The organism is Acinetobacter sp. PC34 (genome assembly GCF_051789135.1).
Taxonomy (GTDB): domain Bacteria; phylum Pseudomonadota; class Gammaproteobacteria; order Pseudomonadales; family Moraxellaceae; genus Acinetobacter; species Acinetobacter johnsonii.
The window spans coordinates 2388184-2404698 of the sequence record NZ_CP196664.1; the positions used below are offsets into that span (position 1 = coordinate 2388184).

General features: G+C 40.9%; 14 protein-coding genes. 7 read left to right on the forward strand and 7 right to left on the reverse strand.

Annotation, left to right across the window (positions count from 1 at the left end):
• Positions 1-106: 106 nt before the first annotated feature.
• Positions 107-1270 (forward strand): sterol desaturase family protein, encoded by a 1164-nt coding sequence (locus ACSC9N_RS11690; RefSeq protein WP_010326272.1) that lies wholly within the window; start codon positions 107-109, stop codon positions 1268-1270.
• Between the two features lie 119 nt (positions 1271-1389).
• On the opposite strand, the gene ACSC9N_RS11695 is transcribed toward ACSC9N_RS11690, so the two are convergent.
• The 3 genes from ACSC9N_RS11695 to cysD all read right to left on the reverse strand — a co-directional run bounded on the left by ACSC9N_RS11695 (position 1390) and on the right by cysD (position 4476).
• Positions 1390-1662 carry a hypothetical protein gene (locus ACSC9N_RS11695; protein WP_010326271.1) on the reverse strand — a complete coding sequence of 91 codons (273 nt, stop codon included), beginning with the start codon at positions 1660-1662 and terminating at the stop codon, positions 1390-1392.
• A gap of 142 nt (positions 1663-1804) precedes the next feature.
• Entirely contained in the window at positions 1805-3421 is a 1617-nt protein-coding gene (gene cysN / locus ACSC9N_RS11700; protein ID WP_058952092.1) for a sulfate adenylyltransferase subunit CysN, read from the reverse strand.
• Positions 3422-3561: 140 nt separating this feature from the next.
• On the reverse strand, positions 3562-4476 hold the full coding sequence (gene cysD / locus ACSC9N_RS11705; RefSeq protein ID WP_004694369.1) for a sulfate adenylyltransferase subunit CysD: 915 nt from the start codon (positions 4474-4476) through the stop codon (positions 3562-3564).
• A gap of 335 nt (positions 4477-4811) precedes the next feature.
• Here cysD and ACSC9N_RS11710 point away from each other — a divergent pair, with 335 nt between their 5' ends.
• On the forward strand, positions 4812-5744 hold the full coding sequence (locus tag ACSC9N_RS11710) for an IS5-like element ISAha1 family transposase (protein WP_004637176.1): 933 nt from the start codon (positions 4812-4814) through the stop codon (positions 5742-5744).
• Positions 5745-6008: 264 nt separating this feature from the next.
• Here the strand turns inward: ACSC9N_RS11710 and ACSC9N_RS11715 are convergent, their stop codons facing one another.
• Together ACSC9N_RS11715 and lysS are read right to left on the reverse strand one after the other, a co-directional pair.
• A complete protein-coding gene (locus ACSC9N_RS11715; protein WP_010326268.1) occupies positions 6009-7454 on the reverse strand; it encodes a capsule assembly Wzi family protein in 1446 nt (481 codons plus the stop codon).
• Positions 7455-7593: 139 nt separating this feature from the next.
• Positions 7594-9120, reverse strand: coding sequence for a lysine--tRNA ligase (gene lysS, locus ACSC9N_RS11720; protein WP_010326267.1), 1527 nt, complete (start codon positions 9118-9120; stop codon positions 7594-7596).
• 277 nt (positions 9121-9397) lie between these two features.
• Between lysS and ACSC9N_RS11725 the strand changes: the two genes are divergently transcribed.
• A complete protein-coding gene (locus ACSC9N_RS11725; protein ID WP_010326266.1) occupies positions 9398-9904 on the forward strand; it encodes a YqiA/YcfP family alpha/beta fold hydrolase in 507 nt (168 codons plus the stop codon).
• A 36-nt stretch (positions 9905-9940) separates the two neighbouring features.
• Here the strand turns inward: ACSC9N_RS11725 and ACSC9N_RS11730 are convergent, their stop codons facing one another.
• Entirely contained in the window at positions 9941-10483 is a 543-nt protein-coding gene (locus ACSC9N_RS11730; RefSeq protein ID WP_010326265.1) for an adenine phosphoribosyltransferase, read from the reverse strand.
• 514 nt (positions 10484-10997) lie between these two features.
• On the opposite strand from ACSC9N_RS11730, the gene rubA reads away from it, so the two are divergent.
• The 4 genes from rubA (at position 10998) to oxyR (ending at position 14321) form a co-directional block, all read left to right on the forward strand.
• Positions 10998-11162: a rubredoxin RubA gene (rubA, locus tag ACSC9N_RS11735; protein ID WP_004694381.1), complete on the forward strand. Its 165-nt coding sequence runs from the start codon at positions 10998-11000 to the stop codon at positions 11160-11162.
• Between the two features lie 68 nt (positions 11163-11230).
• Positions 11231-12409, forward strand: a complete 1179-nt coding sequence (locus tag ACSC9N_RS11740) for an NAD(P)/FAD-dependent oxidoreductase (protein ID WP_010326264.1) — start codon at positions 11231-11233, stop codon at positions 12407-12409.
• 57 nt (positions 12410-12466) lie between these two features.
• Complete coding sequence (locus ACSC9N_RS11745; protein WP_010326263.1) at positions 12467-13405, forward strand: alpha/beta fold hydrolase; 939 nt, start codon at positions 12467-12469, stop codon at positions 13403-13405.
• Between the two features lie 13 nt (positions 13406-13418).
• Positions 13419-14321, forward strand: coding sequence for a LysR family transcriptional regulator OxyR (oxyR, locus tag ACSC9N_RS11750; protein WP_004981021.1), 903 nt, complete (start codon positions 13419-13421; stop codon positions 14319-14321).
• An 86-nt stretch (positions 14322-14407) separates the two neighbouring features.
• Here oxyR and ppk1 read toward each other — a convergent pair whose 3' ends face one another.
• Positions 14408-16492: a polyphosphate kinase 1 gene (ppk1, locus tag ACSC9N_RS11755; RefSeq protein ID WP_058952093.1), complete on the reverse strand. Its 2085-nt coding sequence runs from the start codon at positions 16490-16492 to the stop codon at positions 14408-14410.
• Between the last annotated feature and the right edge of the window lie 23 nt (positions 16493-16515).

Genomic DNA, 16515 nt, shown 5'->3' on the forward strand with positions numbered 1-16515 from the left:
ATAAGATTGCTGAACAGTTGCAATACCGCTAAAATTTAACCTATGTTTTCACATTCCCCCTCAAGTGAACTCTGACAAAACTCCTAAAATTCAGAATTAAATTAAAATGACAGATCAACTCAGAAAAAAATTTGAAAACCTACAACTCAATGCTGGGCAAGGCAAGATCAGTGCATTTCTTTCTGTTTCCTTAGGCTTTTTGGGTATTTTTGCTGCTTTATGCTTTTTATTTCCCACTGTGCTCACCACACCAGAGCTACGCCCGCTATATAGCAAACACTATGATGTTTTCTACTATACCTTACTGTTTGGCATTGTAATCAGTGCTGGCTTTGGTACCTATAGTGCGATCATTAAACAGAATAAATATGGTTTTTATGGTTTGTGTATCACCATTTTAGCAGCTATTTTAGGCTGTGGACTGATCAAAGCACCGACATTGCCAGCCCTACCCTTTTATGCAGGTTTTGATTATTTCGTTATTACCTTAATCATCCTTGCTTTGGTTTTTATCCCACTTGAAGGATTCTTTGCAAAGAACACTGAACAGAAAATTCTGCGCGTTGGCTGGGTCACAGACATGAAATATTTCATGTTTAGCCATATTGGCATTCAGCTTTTTTCGTTTTTAACGGTCATGCCTATTCAGTATTGGATCACGCACATTCCCGACAACCCGATTGTGCCTTATGTGCAGGCACAGCCAATTTGGTTACAGTTTATTGAGCTATTGATCGTGGTGGACTTCACCACCTATTGGTTACACCGTGCGATGCATGAAGTGAATTTTTTATGGCGCTTTCATGCCATTCACCATTCAACGGAACAAATGGACTGGCTAGCCTCTTCACGCTTACACATCGTTGAAGTGTTAATGACCCGTTTTATCGCAACCTTACCAATTTTCTTGTTAGGTTTTCATACGTCTGCGGTCTTTGCTTATTTAGTCTTTATTTCTTTCCATGCCATTTTTATTCACTCCAACGTGCGTTTTCGCTTTCCCTATCTGCGCTGGCTGATCGCAACACCTGAGTTTCACCACTGGCATCATTCTTCCGAAAAGCCTGCGATTGATAAAAATTATGCAGCCTTTATTCCACTTTATGACGTGATTTTTAAATCGATTTATATGCCTAATCATTTGGCCAGTGTATATGGCACAGTCGGCTATAAAATTCCAAACAGTTTTGTGAAGCAGTTTACGTGGCCATTTAAACGTTATGTGAATAAACTGAAAAAGCGCTTAAATAAAGATAATGAGACTTCCTAACAAAACCAATCGATTAACAATCTCAATAATTAAAGCTTGTCTAATCCCTCACCAAAATCGAAAACCTGTATCTCCGCAGGTTTTCTTTCATTTTCCAAGCCTTGTAAATCGAACTTAAATTACGCTCGCCCTTTAAATTCTTTTACCATACGATCACTCACGTCCTCTGGATAACACAGTGGCGCAGCACCACCGACTCGATTGTAAGCACTACGTTTACCACACCGACTTCCATTTCTTGCAGTATTGTAAGTACAAGGACAATTTCCCGAATACGCTTGTATCGATTGTTGAATAATTTCCTTCTTAATCGCTTCATCACTTTGCGTGGGCTGTTTAGCATCAGCAGCAAAAGTTAAAGTTAAACCAATAAATAATAATATTTTTTTCATAATACCCCTCTACAAAAGAGGCATTCTATAGCACTGAATTTTTATTGAAATATCATATTATTTATTTGAATAATATTTATCCATCTAAAATAGAAATAAAAAACCCACCTTACGGTGGGTTCCTTCAAATCAGCTCAATCTCTTATAGACGAACCAATTCAACAATTTTATCAGCTAGCTCTTCAACCGCATCTTGAGTGAATGCGACATCTGTGCCGTCGACAAGGTCAGTCACCACAACCACACCTGTTTCACGTACTAGTGCAACCTGATCAGCAGTTAGACCCGCTTTCGCAATCGCAACTACACCTTGTTGAATCAACAAGTTTTCAAGTGCTTGTGCATTTTCTAGAGCTTTCGCAGAGACAGTTACCGCAGCAGGTTTTTGACCTAAACGTGCAGCACGGTCTTCCGCTGTGACAGGGTTGCTATGCGCAGACCATTCCACAGACTCTTCCACCATACCCGCACCAATCGTCACGTTGTTTAAACGGTCGATGAAGATAAACGAACCTGTATAACGACTGTCTTGGTAGCGATCAAATACGACAGGCGCATCAAACTCAACGGTGACATTAGCAATGGCATTCAGCTCAAGGCTATCGACTTGTACCTTTTCCAATGTATTGACATTGGTACGGTAGTTAATTGCAGTGACTTTTGCAGGAACAGTTTGCGTACCCACTTTTAAGTTATACAACTTACCAATCACCAGCGGTTGATCTGCCATCCAAACCACAGTGGCATTGACCGAACGTGAAATTTCTGGCGCAGCTTGATCCGCACGTACAAGCACGTTACCACGCGAAATATCAATTTCGTCATTCAGCGTCAACGTTACTGCTTGACCTGCAACGGCACGCTCTAAGTTCCCATCATAAGTAACGATTTCTTTAACCGTCGACGACTTGCCTGATGGTAAAGCCACGATTTTATCACCTACCGATACATCACCTAGCGCAACTGTACCGCAGAAACCACGGAAGTTGAGGTTTGGACGGTTCACATATTGCACAGGGAAACGAAAATCGTTGGTCACTGAACTGCGGTTAATTTCCACAGACTCAAGCGTACCCATTAACGTTTCGCCTGTATACCATGGCGTATTTGGTGATTTATTGACAACGTTATCACCATTCAATGCTGAAATAGGCGTAAAGATAATGTTGTTTGGCTTACGGTCACCCAATTGCGCCACAAAACCTGCATACTCCGTCTGAATTTCATTGAAGCGCGCTTCAGAAAATTCAACCAAGTCCATTTTGTTAATCGCAACAATAATGTTCTTAATGCCCAGTAAGCTTGCAATATACGTATGGCGACGCGTCTGAGTTTGTACACCATAGCGCGCATCAATCAAGATAATCGCAAGATCACAGGTTGACGCACCCGTTGCCATATTACGCGTATATTGCTCATGTCCCGGTGTGTCAGCAATGATGAACTTACGTTTTTCAGTTGAGAAATAACGATAAGCAACATCAATGGTAATACCCTGCTCACGTTCAGCTTGTAGACCATCTACAAGGAGTGCTAAGTCAGGTGCATCGCCTGTCGTACCGACTTTTTTAGAGTCACGAGTCACCGCTTGCAATTGATCTTCATAAATCAATTTTGAATCGTAAAGCAAACGACCAATTAAAGTTGACTTACCATCATCGACGTTCCCGCAAGTCAGAAAACGCAATAAGTCTTTATTTTCATGTTGTTTTAGATAGCCCAAGATATCTTGGCTAATCAGTTCTGATTGATGAGACATTGCTCAAAACTCCACATATTCTTTAGAAATCGGTTTTAATCTCTTTAATCCCTCTAAATCTCCCTTTGATAAAGGAGGACTTTCCTCCATTTATTTCGGGAGTTCCCCCCTCTTTTTTAAAGAGGGGCTAGAGGGAGATTTTAGAAATAACCTTCTTGCTTTTTCTTCTCCATCGAGCCCGCTTCATCATGGTCAATCATACGACCTTGACGTTCAGAGCTGGTTGCAAGCAACATTTCTTGGATAATTTCAGGTAAGGTATTTGCCGTTGACTCTACTGCACCCGTAAGTGGGTAACAACCAAGTGTACGGAAGCGTACCGATTTCATTTGTGGAACTTCGCCTTCTTTTAAAGGCATACGTTCATCATCAACCATAATCAGGGTGCCACTACGCTCAACCACAGGACGTTCTGCAGCTAAGTAAAGTGGAACCAATGGAATGCTTTCCAAGTAGATATATTGCCAAATATCAAGCTCAGTCCAGTTTGATAGTGGGAACACACGAATACTTTCACCTTTGTTCACTTTACCGTTGTAAAGATTCCAAAGTTCAGGACGTTGGTTTTTTGGGTCCCAACGGTGTTTCGAGTCACGGAATGAATAGACACGTTCTTTCGCACGTGATTTTTCTTCATCACGACGTGCACCACCAAATGCCGCATCAAAACCGTATTTATCAAGTGCTTGTTTTAAGCCTTGAGTTTTCATGATGTCGGTATATTTTGAGCTACCATGGTCAAATGGGTTAATGCCCGCATCTTTCCCTTCTTTGTTTTGATGTACGATCAAATCAAAACCATGGGTTTTTGCCATGTTGTCGCGGAAAGCAATCATGTCTTTAAATTTCCAACCCGTATCGACATGTAGAAGCGGAAATGGAAGCTTGGCAGGATAGAACGCTTTGAGCGCCAGATGCAGCATCACTGCTGAATCCTTACCAATAGAATAAAGCATTACTGGGTTTTCAAACTCAGCAGCTACTTCGCGGATAATATGAATACTCTCAGCTTCAAGCTGTTTAAGATGAGTAAGTCTTTCCTCATTTAATGACATTGACAGCACCAACTCACAAAAATCGTGTACTTATTACACTTTTAAAAATATATATTCATTATAAAGATTTAGTTATACACACTATTGCTTGTTTTATTATATTTATATGCAAAAACCTCATATAAAACAAAATTGATAAGCCCTATAAGTTTTATTCAATAATTAGATATCACTAAATAAACTCAAATATTACATCAACTTCATTCAAAGTATTCAGCCTATTTACCAATTCACTCTTCGATTTTCCTCTAATTTTCTGCTAGGTAATACATCTACAAATAGGCTTTGTTGCACAAACCTATCTCTAAAGGCTTATTCCACAATATAATTCTCAAATGAATAAGCCCACACCTAAAATCTATCGTACAACCAATTGGTCTTCTTATAACAGTGCATTAATAAATCGAGGAAATCTCTCAATTTGGTTTGATCCCAAGACTCAATGGTACGCTCAACCCAAAGGTAAACATGGTCGAAATCAAACTTATTCAGATACAGCCATCCAATGCTGTTTAATGATCAAATCCTTATTTCGTCTTTCTTTACGCATGGTCACTGGCTTTGTGCAAAGTCTCATTCATCTTTGTAGATTAGATTGGACAGCACCAGACTATTCCACCATCTGCAGAAGACAAAAGCATATTGATATTGCAATTAACTATCAAAAAAGCAGTAATGGTCTCCAGCTACTCGTCGATTCTACTGGCTTAAAGTTTCTAGGCGAAGGTGAATGGAAGCGTAAGAAACACCAACCTGAATATCGTCGCCAATGGCGTAAACTTCATATTGGTATAGATGCTGAAACTCTTCAAATACGCGCTATTCAACTCACTACAAATAATGTGAGTGATTCACAAGTGCTTGGTGATTTACTCGATCAGATTCCACAAGATGAGCAGATTGACTCTGTCTATACTGATGGGGCTTATGACACCAAGCAATGCCGTCAAGTAATTGCAGACCGACAAGCACATGCGGTGATTCCGCCAAGAAAAAATGCGAAACCTTGGAAAGATACAAAGACCAGCTCGCTAGAGCGAAATGAATTACTTCGAACAGTTAAACGTTTAGGAAGAACAATATGGAAAAATTGGTCAGGCTATCATCGCAGAAGTCTGATAGAAACCAAGATGCATTGCATCAAATTATTAGGCGATAAACTCCGTGCGAGAAACTTTCAAAGCCAAGTCAATGAGATTCATGCACGTGTGGCCGTATTAAATAAATTTACAGATTTAGGCCGACCTCACACCCAAGTTGCCACTTAAATTTAGATAACTTGGAAGAAGTTTAGCTTTTGAATGTTTGTGCAACAAAGCCCTACAAATACCTAAAGTCTGTTTCATTGAGGTTCTATGTATATGACTTACCAAACTCGTAGCTTAGAGTATTAAAAAGCACACTCAATACAGACCAGCTTGTTGATTTTATATATCAACATGATAACCAAAAATTTGGATTCCAATTACTTCGAGATTAATCCGTAAAACATAAAAACCCGCAATAAATGCGGGTTCTATCACTCTCAAATATTAATAATGAAAAACGCGTTTATCCAAAGGTATTTCTATACCAATCGATGCACCAGCATCATTACCATGTAAATCAGAATCGCTGAACCAACCATTAATTTTGATTGGTACAAATGGACTTAAGTAATGTGACCAAGTTAAATCGATAGCTTTAATATCATCTGTTTCAGGAAAGGCTGCATTGGTAATACGGCCAGATTGATTAACCTTTGCAAATAATAATCGACCATTTAGACGGTTCATTGCATCGAATCGAATATCACCACCCAAAGATACCATTTCACCATCACCACCCATAGCATGCCCCAATGGGAAACCATGTTGGTAATAACCATCGGTATAAGTTGAATGATTATATGAAACCCCTAACGCGTCACGGTTGGTACGAGTATCAGCCCATTCTGTATAAAGTTGATATGGCATGTTTTTAAAAGATGACGAATAATCTACGCCAGCAAGATACATTTTTTTAGAAGGTAATCCACCAGCCTCATCCTCACCTACATATTGTCCATACAGACTCATAGGTACACTCAACAACTGCTGAAAATTCAATCGAGCATCAAATCCTGCAACCTGATTAGACGGATCAGGTTCTCCTGTACCACCGTTATCCTTGTTTCCAATCATAGCATCCCAGAATGAGCTAAAACTTTCTGGTCGTCCCTCGCCCCCCCACTGAAAAGCACGTGAAGCGCCTAATTCTAAATAAGGTAAAGGTTGTGCCGTAAGACGTAGACCCACTAATTTAGCATCAGGTACAGCAGAATAGTCATCTAATTGACCTGCAAATGCTTGATATTGCCACGGACCAATCCATGACAACCATTTTGTTTCAAAAGCTGATTGATCTGCGCGCTGAGCGGTAAAGCCATAGACTGGGCGGCTCGCATCACCTCGTAAAAGACTCCCATCATGACCTGGCCCCCAATATGTTGGTATCTGACCAGCAATCAACCATTGATTCCACAATTTTCCAGCTATGTAAGATCCTTCAACATTAACTTCTTGATCGTTGTCAATTTGTGGGTCTTTTTCTCCATTCACTCTAAGGCGAATATCCCAATTTTCACCACCAGCATTAAATTCCAAACCTGCTTGGTACTGTGCTTTTTCTTGATCACCAAAAGCTTGAGGAATTTCCTTTTGATCACTCTCTGCAAATAAGCGTGCTTTAAACATCGCGTTCTCACGATCGAGATGAGCTCGCACTGACTCAATAACTTTTTGCTGAGCAGGAGTCGCAACTTTAGCCTGAGACAATACTCTTTGAATTTCATCACCGCTCATTGGCCATGTAGATGTGCTAATTTGAATCACACCCTGCTGATTTAACCAGTTTAGATCTGTTCTTAAATTTTGATCATTTAAAACGAGACCTTGAGCAAAGATACTCGTTGTTGCACCCATTAGCACAGCGATTGCAAGTGTTTTTTTTAGAAACATTCCGTTTTATTCTCAGGACTTAAAGCTAAGTGTTACCTTATTTTTTTTATCTCTTTTTTACAAGCTTTTCTATTTAGTAATGTTGTAAAGATCAAAAAAAACCCGCAATGAATGCGGGCTTTTTATGTTCAGATCAAACTTAGTTTTTATGACGCATGTGTGGGAACAGAATCACATCACGAATACTTGCTGCATTAGCGAATAACATAACTAAACGGTCAATACCAATACCCTCACCCGCTGTCGGCGGTAAGCCGTACTCAAGTGCTTCAACAAAGTCTGCATCGTAGTGCATTGCTTCATCATCACCTGCGTCTTTTTCTGAAACCTGAGCTTGGAAACGTTCGGCTTGGTCAATCGGGTCATTCAACTCTGAGAAACCATTCGCAAGTTCACGGCCACCAATAAAGAACTCAAAACGGTCCGTAATGTGTGGGTTATGATCATTACGACGTGCCAATGGCGATGTTTCAGCAGGATATTCTGTAATGAAAGTCGGTTGACGTAGCTGAGTTTCAACAGTTTCTTCAAATACGATGGTTTGAAGTTTACCCAGACCAAAACCTGGTTTTACCTGTTCTTTCAGCTCTTCTTGCACAAATTTTGCCAAGAATTCACGGTCATTGACATTTTCAGGCGTGAACTGTGGGTTGTGTGCAAGAATGGCATCAAACATTGAAATTTTCTTGAATGGGCCTTTGAAGCTATACACTTCTTCACCATAAGGCACATCGGTTGAACCCAAAATGTCCAGCGCTAAACGCTCAAGCATATTTTCGGTAAGTTCCATCAAGTCTTTATAGTCTGCATAAGCTTGATAGAATTCAATCATGGTGAATTCTGGGTTATGACGCGTCGAAACACCTTCGTTACGGAAGTTACGGTTAATTTCAAACACACGCTCAAAACCACCAACAACCAAACGCTTTAAGTAAAGCTCAGGCGCGATACGTAAGAAAAGTGGCATATCCAAAGCATTATGATGCGTTTCAAATGGACGCGCTGATGCTCCACCTGGAATCACATGCATCATCGGTGTTTCTACTTCCATGAAGCGCTTTTCAGTTAAAAATGCACGAATGCCTGAAACCACTTTGGCACGGATTTCAAAAGTCTTACGTGTTTCTTCGTTCACAATCAGGTCAAGATAACGCTTACGATATTTAACTTCAGTATCGTTTAAACCGTGGAATTTATCTGGAAGTGGGCGAAGCGACTTGGTTAAAAGCTCAAAATGTTCGATATGCACATAAAGGTCACCTTTACCAGAACGACCAATATAACCTTTCACCGCGATAATATCGCCAAGATCTAAGCTCTTAATGGTTTCTAAGGTTTCTGGTGCTAACTCTTTACGCGCTACATATAACTGGATACGACCCGTCATATCTTGGATCACGATGAATGAACCGCGGTTCAACATCACACGACCCGCTACAGACACATAAACATGCTCTGCTGCTTCAATTTCTTCTTTGCTTTTGTCTGCAAATTGATCTTGTAAGTCTTGAGCATAATGTTCACGTTTAAAGGTGTTTGGCCATGGGCTAGTGCCCGTTTGTTTGGCTTGATCTTCAATCTGCTTTAACTTGGCATGACGCTGTGCAATTAAATCGTTTTCGGAAATGGCTTGTTCAGAAGTCGATTGAGCGTTTTGTTGCGTCATCTCTGCCTCGTATATGTATTAAAAAACGGAAGTTGCATAGCATAGCAGAATTCCAGACGAATGAGCATCATCAAAAACCACGCGATATATAAAAAAGTATACATCCTGTTTATTTCAGAGCTAAGACGCCCTCTGTATAAAAGTTCTGTCTATTTCTTAGACCAAAAGCTAACTTCATTTCACGATCAATCCCTCTACAATGGACATTATAAATCGTGGAAAAGTAAACTTTTCTCCACTCATAAAATAATTTAGTTTTTTAATTGAATGATAAATCATGAGCAGATGCGAATCTAAAATTTTGTTTTTGCATGGATTAGACTCCTCACGCGAGTCCACTAAGTTCCATGCCATTGATGCAAAGCAGAAATTTTGTATCGATATCGATTATCGCTATCTCAATTTTTCTACCGTAGCCAGTTTCTACGACGATATTATTGAAAAAATAAAACCTGAAATTATTGTTGGACATTGTATTGGTGCGTATTGGGCATTGAAAATGTCGCTGCTGCATCAAATTCCATGTGTGATTGCCAACCCACGTTTAGCCCCTGACTTTCGCGATGATTACCCGAGCATTAATGATACTGACTTAGATCACAATGTGCCGCAAGTGGCCTACTTGGAGCTGGGAGATGAATTAATCGATATGTACGCGGCACAGGAAATTTTAGAAAATTACATGTTGATTCAAGCGGTTGAAGGCGGACATCACCGACTACTTAAACCTGAAAATATTAATCAACTGATTGAACATTTAGAACAACAATATTTATATAAATAAAAAAAGCCTTGGATGTCCCAAGGCTTTTTTATCTGCTTATGCCGCAACAGATTCTGGTTTTGATTTGTCATCTAATACTGACCAAATCTTTAAACCTAAGTCAGTATGCAAATCAGGCAAATCAAGAAAAATACTGGCACCGAGCACTTCATGATTACATTTTGCCACCAGCTGATTAACGGCTTTTAATGTCCCACCTGTCGCTAAAACGTCATCTACAATAATCACTTTTTGCGATGGAGTATTGGCTGACATTTCTAAGCGGTCTAATCCATATTCCAAACTATAACCGACACCCACCACCGGTGGTGGCAGCTTGCCTGCTTTACGTACCAACAATAAACCTTTACCTAAACGTTGTGCCAATAAGCTCGCAAGCACAAAACCACGCGCTTCTACAGCAACAAAACTATCTACTTCCGCCAACTGCTCAGCAGGAATACTTGCAATTAACGCGTCGGTTAAAGGCTCAATATTGCTCATAAACAATGGGGTTAAATCGAAGAAGCAAATCCCAGGTTTTGGAAAATCTTGGACCGTACGAATGTGCGACCACAACGTTGTAGACAAGTTGTTCATAGGAGATCAATAAAATTTGAAAAGGAATAGATGAATTTTACAGCTTTATCTGTTAAAAAAACAGTCAAGCACTGGCTATGCAGCCGACTGAACAACCAAAATATTTATGTAAGTTATTGTTTTCAATTAAATCATTTATTTAATAAATATTAGGTATAGATACACTCAATATTAAAATAGCAATTTAACTTTGAGTTTACAGCACGACCTTAGTCTATACATCAATAATTTTATAAGGCTAGCTGACTGAAAAAACGCATCTTTTTTAGATGTAATTATCTATAACCTTCACACATTCGCAAAACGCGATCTGGTTTTAAATGATACGTTTTGTCCTGATCATCGCTTTTAGCCGATAGATTCAATCATTAAACTCCGATATTTACTTTACATTCGTATTAGAACTGCGTAAAAATTTAGATTAGCGAAGTATGCTAACCACTCAGATGAGTAGCAGCTTGCGTAATGGATTATTTTACTGAACCCTTTCTTGTTCAGCGTTTTGGAGAGTCAAATGAAGAAGTATCAATGCATCGTTTGTGGATGGATTTATGACGAAGCAGAAGGTTGGCCACAAGATGGCATCGTGGCGGGAACGAAATGGGACGATATCCCTGACGATTGGACTTGCCCAGATTGTGGCGTGTCAAAAATCGATTTTGAAATGGTTGAAATCTAATTCATAGTGTTAAAGACCATGCAGCATGGTCTTTTTTTACGTCTTTAAAATAATCTCTGGAGAACCTTATGCATCCCATCGTCATCATTGGCTCAGGTATGGCAGGCTATGCTGTAGCACGTGAATTTCGCAAGCTGAACCCTGAACAAGAGCTGCTTATGCTATGTGCAGATGATGCGACTAATTATGCCAAACCAACATTGTCCAATGCCTTTGTTGCCAACAAAGCGCCTGAACAGATTGCTTTGGGTGATACAGAGAAAATGGCAACACAACTGAAAATGCAAATTGCCACGCATACTTGGGTGAAAGAGATTCATACTGAACAACAGCAGTTAACCGTTATTAAAGATGGCGCTGAATCTACACAGCCCTACTCTCAATTGGTTTTAGCGGTAGGAGCAAACCCAATTCGCTTAGCCATTGCGGGCGATGGAAGTACTGACATTCAAGTTGTAAACAATCTAGACGACTATAAAACCTTCCGCGCAAAACTTGAAAAGCGTGCAGACAAACGTGTAGTCATTTTAGGTGCAGGTCTTATCGGTTGCGAATTTGCCAATGATTTACAACATACAGGTCATCAAGCTACCGTTATCGACTTGGCAAACCAGCCTTTGGGCCGTTTATTGCCAGCGCATGTTTCAAGTGCCTTTAAAGAAAACCTTGAGGCAACGGGTATTCATTTTGTCCTTGGCACCACAGTTGAAAAAGTGTCTAAAATTGAAAATGGTGACTATGTTGTGACCTTAGCCAATGGTCAGTCTTTAGTCGCAGATGTAGTCTTATCTGCGATTGGTCTACAACCAAACATTTCCCTTGCAAAAGAAGCAGGTATTCAAACCAGTCGTGGCATTTTGACCAATGCACAACTTGAGACGAATCAACCGCATATCTACGCCGTAGGAGATTGTGCTGAAGTCAATGGACTCTTGCTACCTTATGTGATGCCAATCATGCAACAAGCACGCGCTTTAGCCAAAACATTAAATGGCGAGACCACTGCGGTGCATTACCCTGCTATGCCTGTAGCAGTTAAAACACCCGCTGCGCCGCTCACTGTTTTGCCTGCGCCAATCGATGCAGAGGTGAACTGGGAAACTGAGGAATTAGACGATGGCATGATTGCCAAAGCCCTAGACAGTCAAGGTACACTTCGCGGCTTCGTACTGCTCGGTGCAACCGCAGCGAAACAACGTTTAGCATTAACAAAACTGGTTCCAGACTTGATTCCAGCACAGGTTTAGAGTTTAAATAAAAGGACATTTATAACAATAGATGTCCTTTATGTGAGGATTACAATAATGAATAGCGCACTCCAATATAATCTTTCACCCTATACCTCTTTCATGCGCGAAACCAAAGTCGACTTAGGCAATGGTATTGAACTCCATGTCGAAATCGGTGGCGAAGACCATCATCCGACCATTGTTTTGATCATGGGCTTAGGAGCACAGCTGTTATTTTGGCCTGATTTCTTCTGTAAATCTCTGATTGATCAAGGGTTCCGTATCATTCGCTTTGATAACAGAGATATTGGTTTATCTTCAAAAATTAAACATCAAGGTCCACGCTTAAACACCCTCAAACTGATGGGGCGTTTTGCTTTAGGTTTAGATAACCGTGGTGCACCTTATGACTTATACGACATGGCTGACGATGTGGCACTACTTTTAGACCGTTTAGGTTTAGATGAAAGCTATGTGATTGGCGCATCCATGGGCGGTATGATTGGGCAAATTCTAGCAGCGCGTCATCCACAGAAGGTCAAAAAGCTCGGCTTAATGTTCACCAGTAACAACCAACCTTTACTGCCACCGCCTTTTCCAAAGCAACTCTTTAGTCTAATTGGTCGACCTGAATCGACCGATGAAGAAGGGATTGTAAGCCATTCTTTGAAAGTGTTTAAGCTTATTGGCTCACCTGATTATCACAATCCAATCGAGTCAATTCAGACTTCTCGCAAATTATATCGCCGAAGTTATTACCCTGCGGGTGTACTTCAACAGTTTTTAGCAATATTATGTACAGGTTCTTTATTGCAACTGGACAAACAGATTCAACAACCGACCCTTGTGGTGCACGGTTCGCGAGACCGTTTACTCCCGCCTAGTCACGGAAAGGCCGTTGCAAAGGCAATTATGGGTGCTAAATTTGAATTAATTGATGGAATGGGGCATGATATCCCACCTCACTTCATTCCAAATCTTAGCGAATTATTTGCACAACACTTTAAATTATAATCATTAGGACACTATGGCTGCATTACCATCCTTAAGACAGCTGTCATATCTCGTTACACTGTCAGAAACGCTGCATTTTACTGAAGCTGCACGCCGTTCATTTGTAACCCAATCGACTTTGTCGGGCGGGATTATGGAGCTTGAACGCCTACTCGGTGGCGTACTTGTAGAGCGTGATCGCCAAAATGTGCGCTTAACTCCTCTAGGCGAGCAAGTCGTTGCTCGTGCTCGTGTTCTACTGGCAGATGCTCAAGACCTGATGCGTTTAAGCCGAGAAATGAGCGAGCCTTTAACTGGTGATTTACATCTAGGTGTTATTCCAACCATTGCGCCATTTATTCTGGCGCAATTGTTAGATGAAGTGCATAAGCAACTCCCTAAAATTCAACTACATTTACACGAAGCGCAAAGTGAGAAAATTGTAGAAAAACTCGAACATGGCAATTTAGACATGGTCGTTTTGGCTCTACCTTTTGATACACGTGGCTTAAAAGTTGCTGAAGTCGCAAAAGAAAGTTTGTTTTTGGTCTGCAATAAATCAGATATCGCAAGCCAAGCCAAATCGCTAGACGACTTAGACCTTTCGCGTTTAATGTTGCTTGAAGAAGGCCACTGCTTACGTGACCACACTCTAAGTGCCTGCCCTATTGGTGAGCGTAAAAACGATCATCGTTTAAAAGCGAGTTCTTTACCGACCCTTGTGGAAATGGTATCGGCTGATCTTGGTTTTACTTTATTACCTGAAATCGCAATTCATACCAATATGATTAAAGCGAATCCAGATTTAATGGTCAAACAAATTGAAGCTGCTCCAAGTCGTATCTTGGCTTTGGTGACACGTAAAAGCACTCCGCTACAAAGCGAATTTGATGTGCTATTACAAATCCTGCAAAAAATTACTCAAGATCTACACTAAGCTTATTTTAGTGCATAAAAAAGGAGTCAAACATGACTCCTTTTTTTGTGCCTGAATCTTTTTTAGATCCAAGCCTCCCCCCAAAATTATTTAATCACATCTAGCAAATAACGCTGTGCATTATGCTCGGTTTCGCCTTCAGCTGGCGTCGCACGAAGCCAAGTTCCATCACCTTGTAGTAACCAAGCTTGTTGATTATCCTGCAAATAGGTCAACAAACCTTGCTGATAAATACGTTTTTTCAAAGCTGGATCTTCAATTGGGAAACAGGCCTCAACACGATTAAATAGGTTCCGATCCATCCAGTCGGCGCTCGAACCATAAATGCGTGCATCGCCATTATTACTAAAATAGAAAACACGCGTATGTTCTAAGAAACGCCCCACGATCGAACGTACACGAATGTTTTCCGAAAGCCCTGGCAAGCCCGGGCGTAGACAACAAATTGAACGAATAATGAGATCAATTTGTACACCCGCCTGCGATGCCTCATACAGCTTGTTGATCAGTTGCACTTCAGTTAGTGCATTCACTTTCACAATAATCTGCGCTTTCTTACCCGCTTTCGCATTGGCAATTTCATCATCAATAAAGTTGATCAGTTGTGCATGGAGCGTAAACGGCGCATGAAGTAGCTTTTTCAGCTTCGCCATTTTCCCCATACCTGTCAATTCTTGGAAAATACGGTGTACATCTTCACACAACTCTTTATCGGTCGTGAGCAAACCATAGTCGGTATAAATACGTGCATTACCCGCATGGTAGTTACCCGTTCCCAAGTGCACATAACGAACGAGTTTATTATTTTCACGGCGTACCACAAGAATCATTTTGGCATGAGTTTTATAGCCCACAATGCCGTAAACAACCACTGCACCCGCTTCTTGTAGTACATTCGCCACTTCGATATTTGACTCTTCATCAAAACGCGCACGCAGCTCAATCACCGCGGTAACTTCTTTCCCATTACGCGCCGCTTCGGCTAGGACTTGTACAATTTCAGAGTCTGCACCACTGCGATAGAGGGTTTGCTTAATCGCCAACACTTGTGGGTCACGTGCCGCTTCACGCAACAAGTTAATCACAGGTGCGAAAGACTCAAACGGATGATGTAGTAAAATATCCTGTTTCTGCATCGCAGAGAACATGCTTTCCGACTTTTTCAACACTTTAGGAATAACAGGAATATGCGCGTCATAACGTAGATGTGGACGTTTAAAATTGGACAATAAACGTGCCAAGTTCACAGGCCCTTCGACTTTATACAACTGCTCTTGATGCAGATCAAATTCATCTAGCAAGTAGTTATAGATATGTTCTGGACAGTTTTGTGTAACTTCCAAACGTACTGCACGTCCGAAACGACGAGAACTTAACTCACCTTTCAGTGCTTTGGCTAAGTCTTCCACATCTTCATTGAGCGCTAAATCAGCATTCCGTGTGACACGGAACTGATAACAGCCAGTTGCTGTCATCCCTGGGAACAAGTCAGAAACATGCTCATGGATAATGGCTGAAAGCATCACATGATGCTCTTTTCCACCTGTGAGCTCATCCGGTAGACGAACCACACGTGGCAATGAACGTGGTGCAGGAACAACGGCCAAATCAATCTGACGACCAAATGCGTCTTTCCCTTCCAATGTCACGATAAAGTTGAGACTTTTATTCACTAAACGCGGAAATGGATGCGCAGGGTCAAGGCTAATCGGTGTTAAGACAGGTGCGACCTGTTCTTGGAAATATTTCTTCACCCATGAAGACTGTGCAGGCGTCAGTTCCCCACGGCGTAAAAAGCAAATATCTTCCTCACGCAATTTCGGTAGAATTTCATCATTGAGAATACGATACTGACGTTCAATTGCAGCATGTGCAGTTTGCGAAATTTGGTCGAGGACTTGGCGTGGGGTTAAGCCATCGGGGCTACGGCTTTCATTACCCAGATCCAACTGTTCCATGACGCCCGCAACACGAATTTCAAAGAACTCATCTAAGTTACGTGAAAAAATCAGTAAGAAATTCATCCGTTCTAACAGCGGATGTAAAGGATCTACGGCTTGTTCCAATACACGTAAATGGAAATCTAATATCGATAACTCACGGTTAATATAGCGATCGTTATACGCGTATTCAGGTTGTGGTATCGGAGATGTGCTTGCTGCCGTATTCATAGCTAACCTTTGATTATTTGAAT

What these genes read in the sequence shown, in the direction of transcription:
- ACSC9N_RS11690 (WP_010326272.1), top strand. Translation starts at nt 107, where the DNA reads ATGACAGATCAACTCAGAAAAAAATTTGAAAACCTACAACTCAATGCT.
- ACSC9N_RS11695 (WP_010326271.1), bottom strand. Translation starts at nt 1,662, where the DNA reads ATGAAAAAAATATTATTATTTATTGGTTTAACTTTAACTTTTGCTGCT.
- cysN (WP_058952092.1), bottom strand. Translation starts at nt 3,421, where the DNA reads ATGTCTCATCAATCAGAACTGATTAGCCAAGATATCTTGGGCTATCTA.
- cysD (WP_004694369.1), bottom strand. Translation starts at nt 4,476, where the DNA reads ATGTCATTAAATGAGGAAAGACTTACTCATCTTAAACAGCTTGAAGCT.
- ACSC9N_RS11710 (WP_004637176.1), top strand. Translation starts at nt 4,812, where the DNA reads ATGAATAAGCCCACACCTAAAATCTATCGTACAACCAATTGGTCTTCT.
- ACSC9N_RS11715 (WP_010326268.1), bottom strand. Translation starts at nt 7,454, where the DNA reads ATGTTTCTAAAAAAAACACTTGCAATCGCTGTGCTAATGGGTGCAACA.
- lysS (WP_010326267.1), bottom strand. Translation starts at nt 9,120, where the DNA reads ATGACGCAACAAAACGCTCAATCGACTTCTGAACAAGCCATTTCCGAA.
- ACSC9N_RS11725 (WP_010326266.1), top strand. Translation starts at nt 9,398, where the DNA reads ATGAGCAGATGCGAATCTAAAATTTTGTTTTTGCATGGATTAGACTCC.
- ACSC9N_RS11730 (WP_010326265.1), bottom strand. Translation starts at nt 10,483, where the DNA reads ATGAACAACTTGTCTACAACGTTGTGGTCGCACATTCGTACGGTCCAA.
- rubA (WP_004694381.1), top strand. Translation starts at nt 10,998, where the DNA reads ATGAAGAAGTATCAATGCATCGTTTGTGGATGGATTTATGACGAAGCA.
- ACSC9N_RS11740 (WP_010326264.1), top strand. Translation starts at nt 11,231, where the DNA reads ATGCATCCCATCGTCATCATTGGCTCAGGTATGGCAGGCTATGCTGTA.
- ACSC9N_RS11745 (WP_010326263.1), top strand. Translation starts at nt 12,467, where the DNA reads ATGAATAGCGCACTCCAATATAATCTTTCACCCTATACCTCTTTCATG.
- oxyR (WP_004981021.1), top strand. Translation starts at nt 13,419, where the DNA reads ATGGCTGCATTACCATCCTTAAGACAGCTGTCATATCTCGTTACACTG.
- ppk1 (WP_058952093.1), bottom strand. Translation starts at nt 16,492, where the DNA reads ATGAATACGGCAGCAAGCACATCTCCGATACCACAACCTGAATACGCG.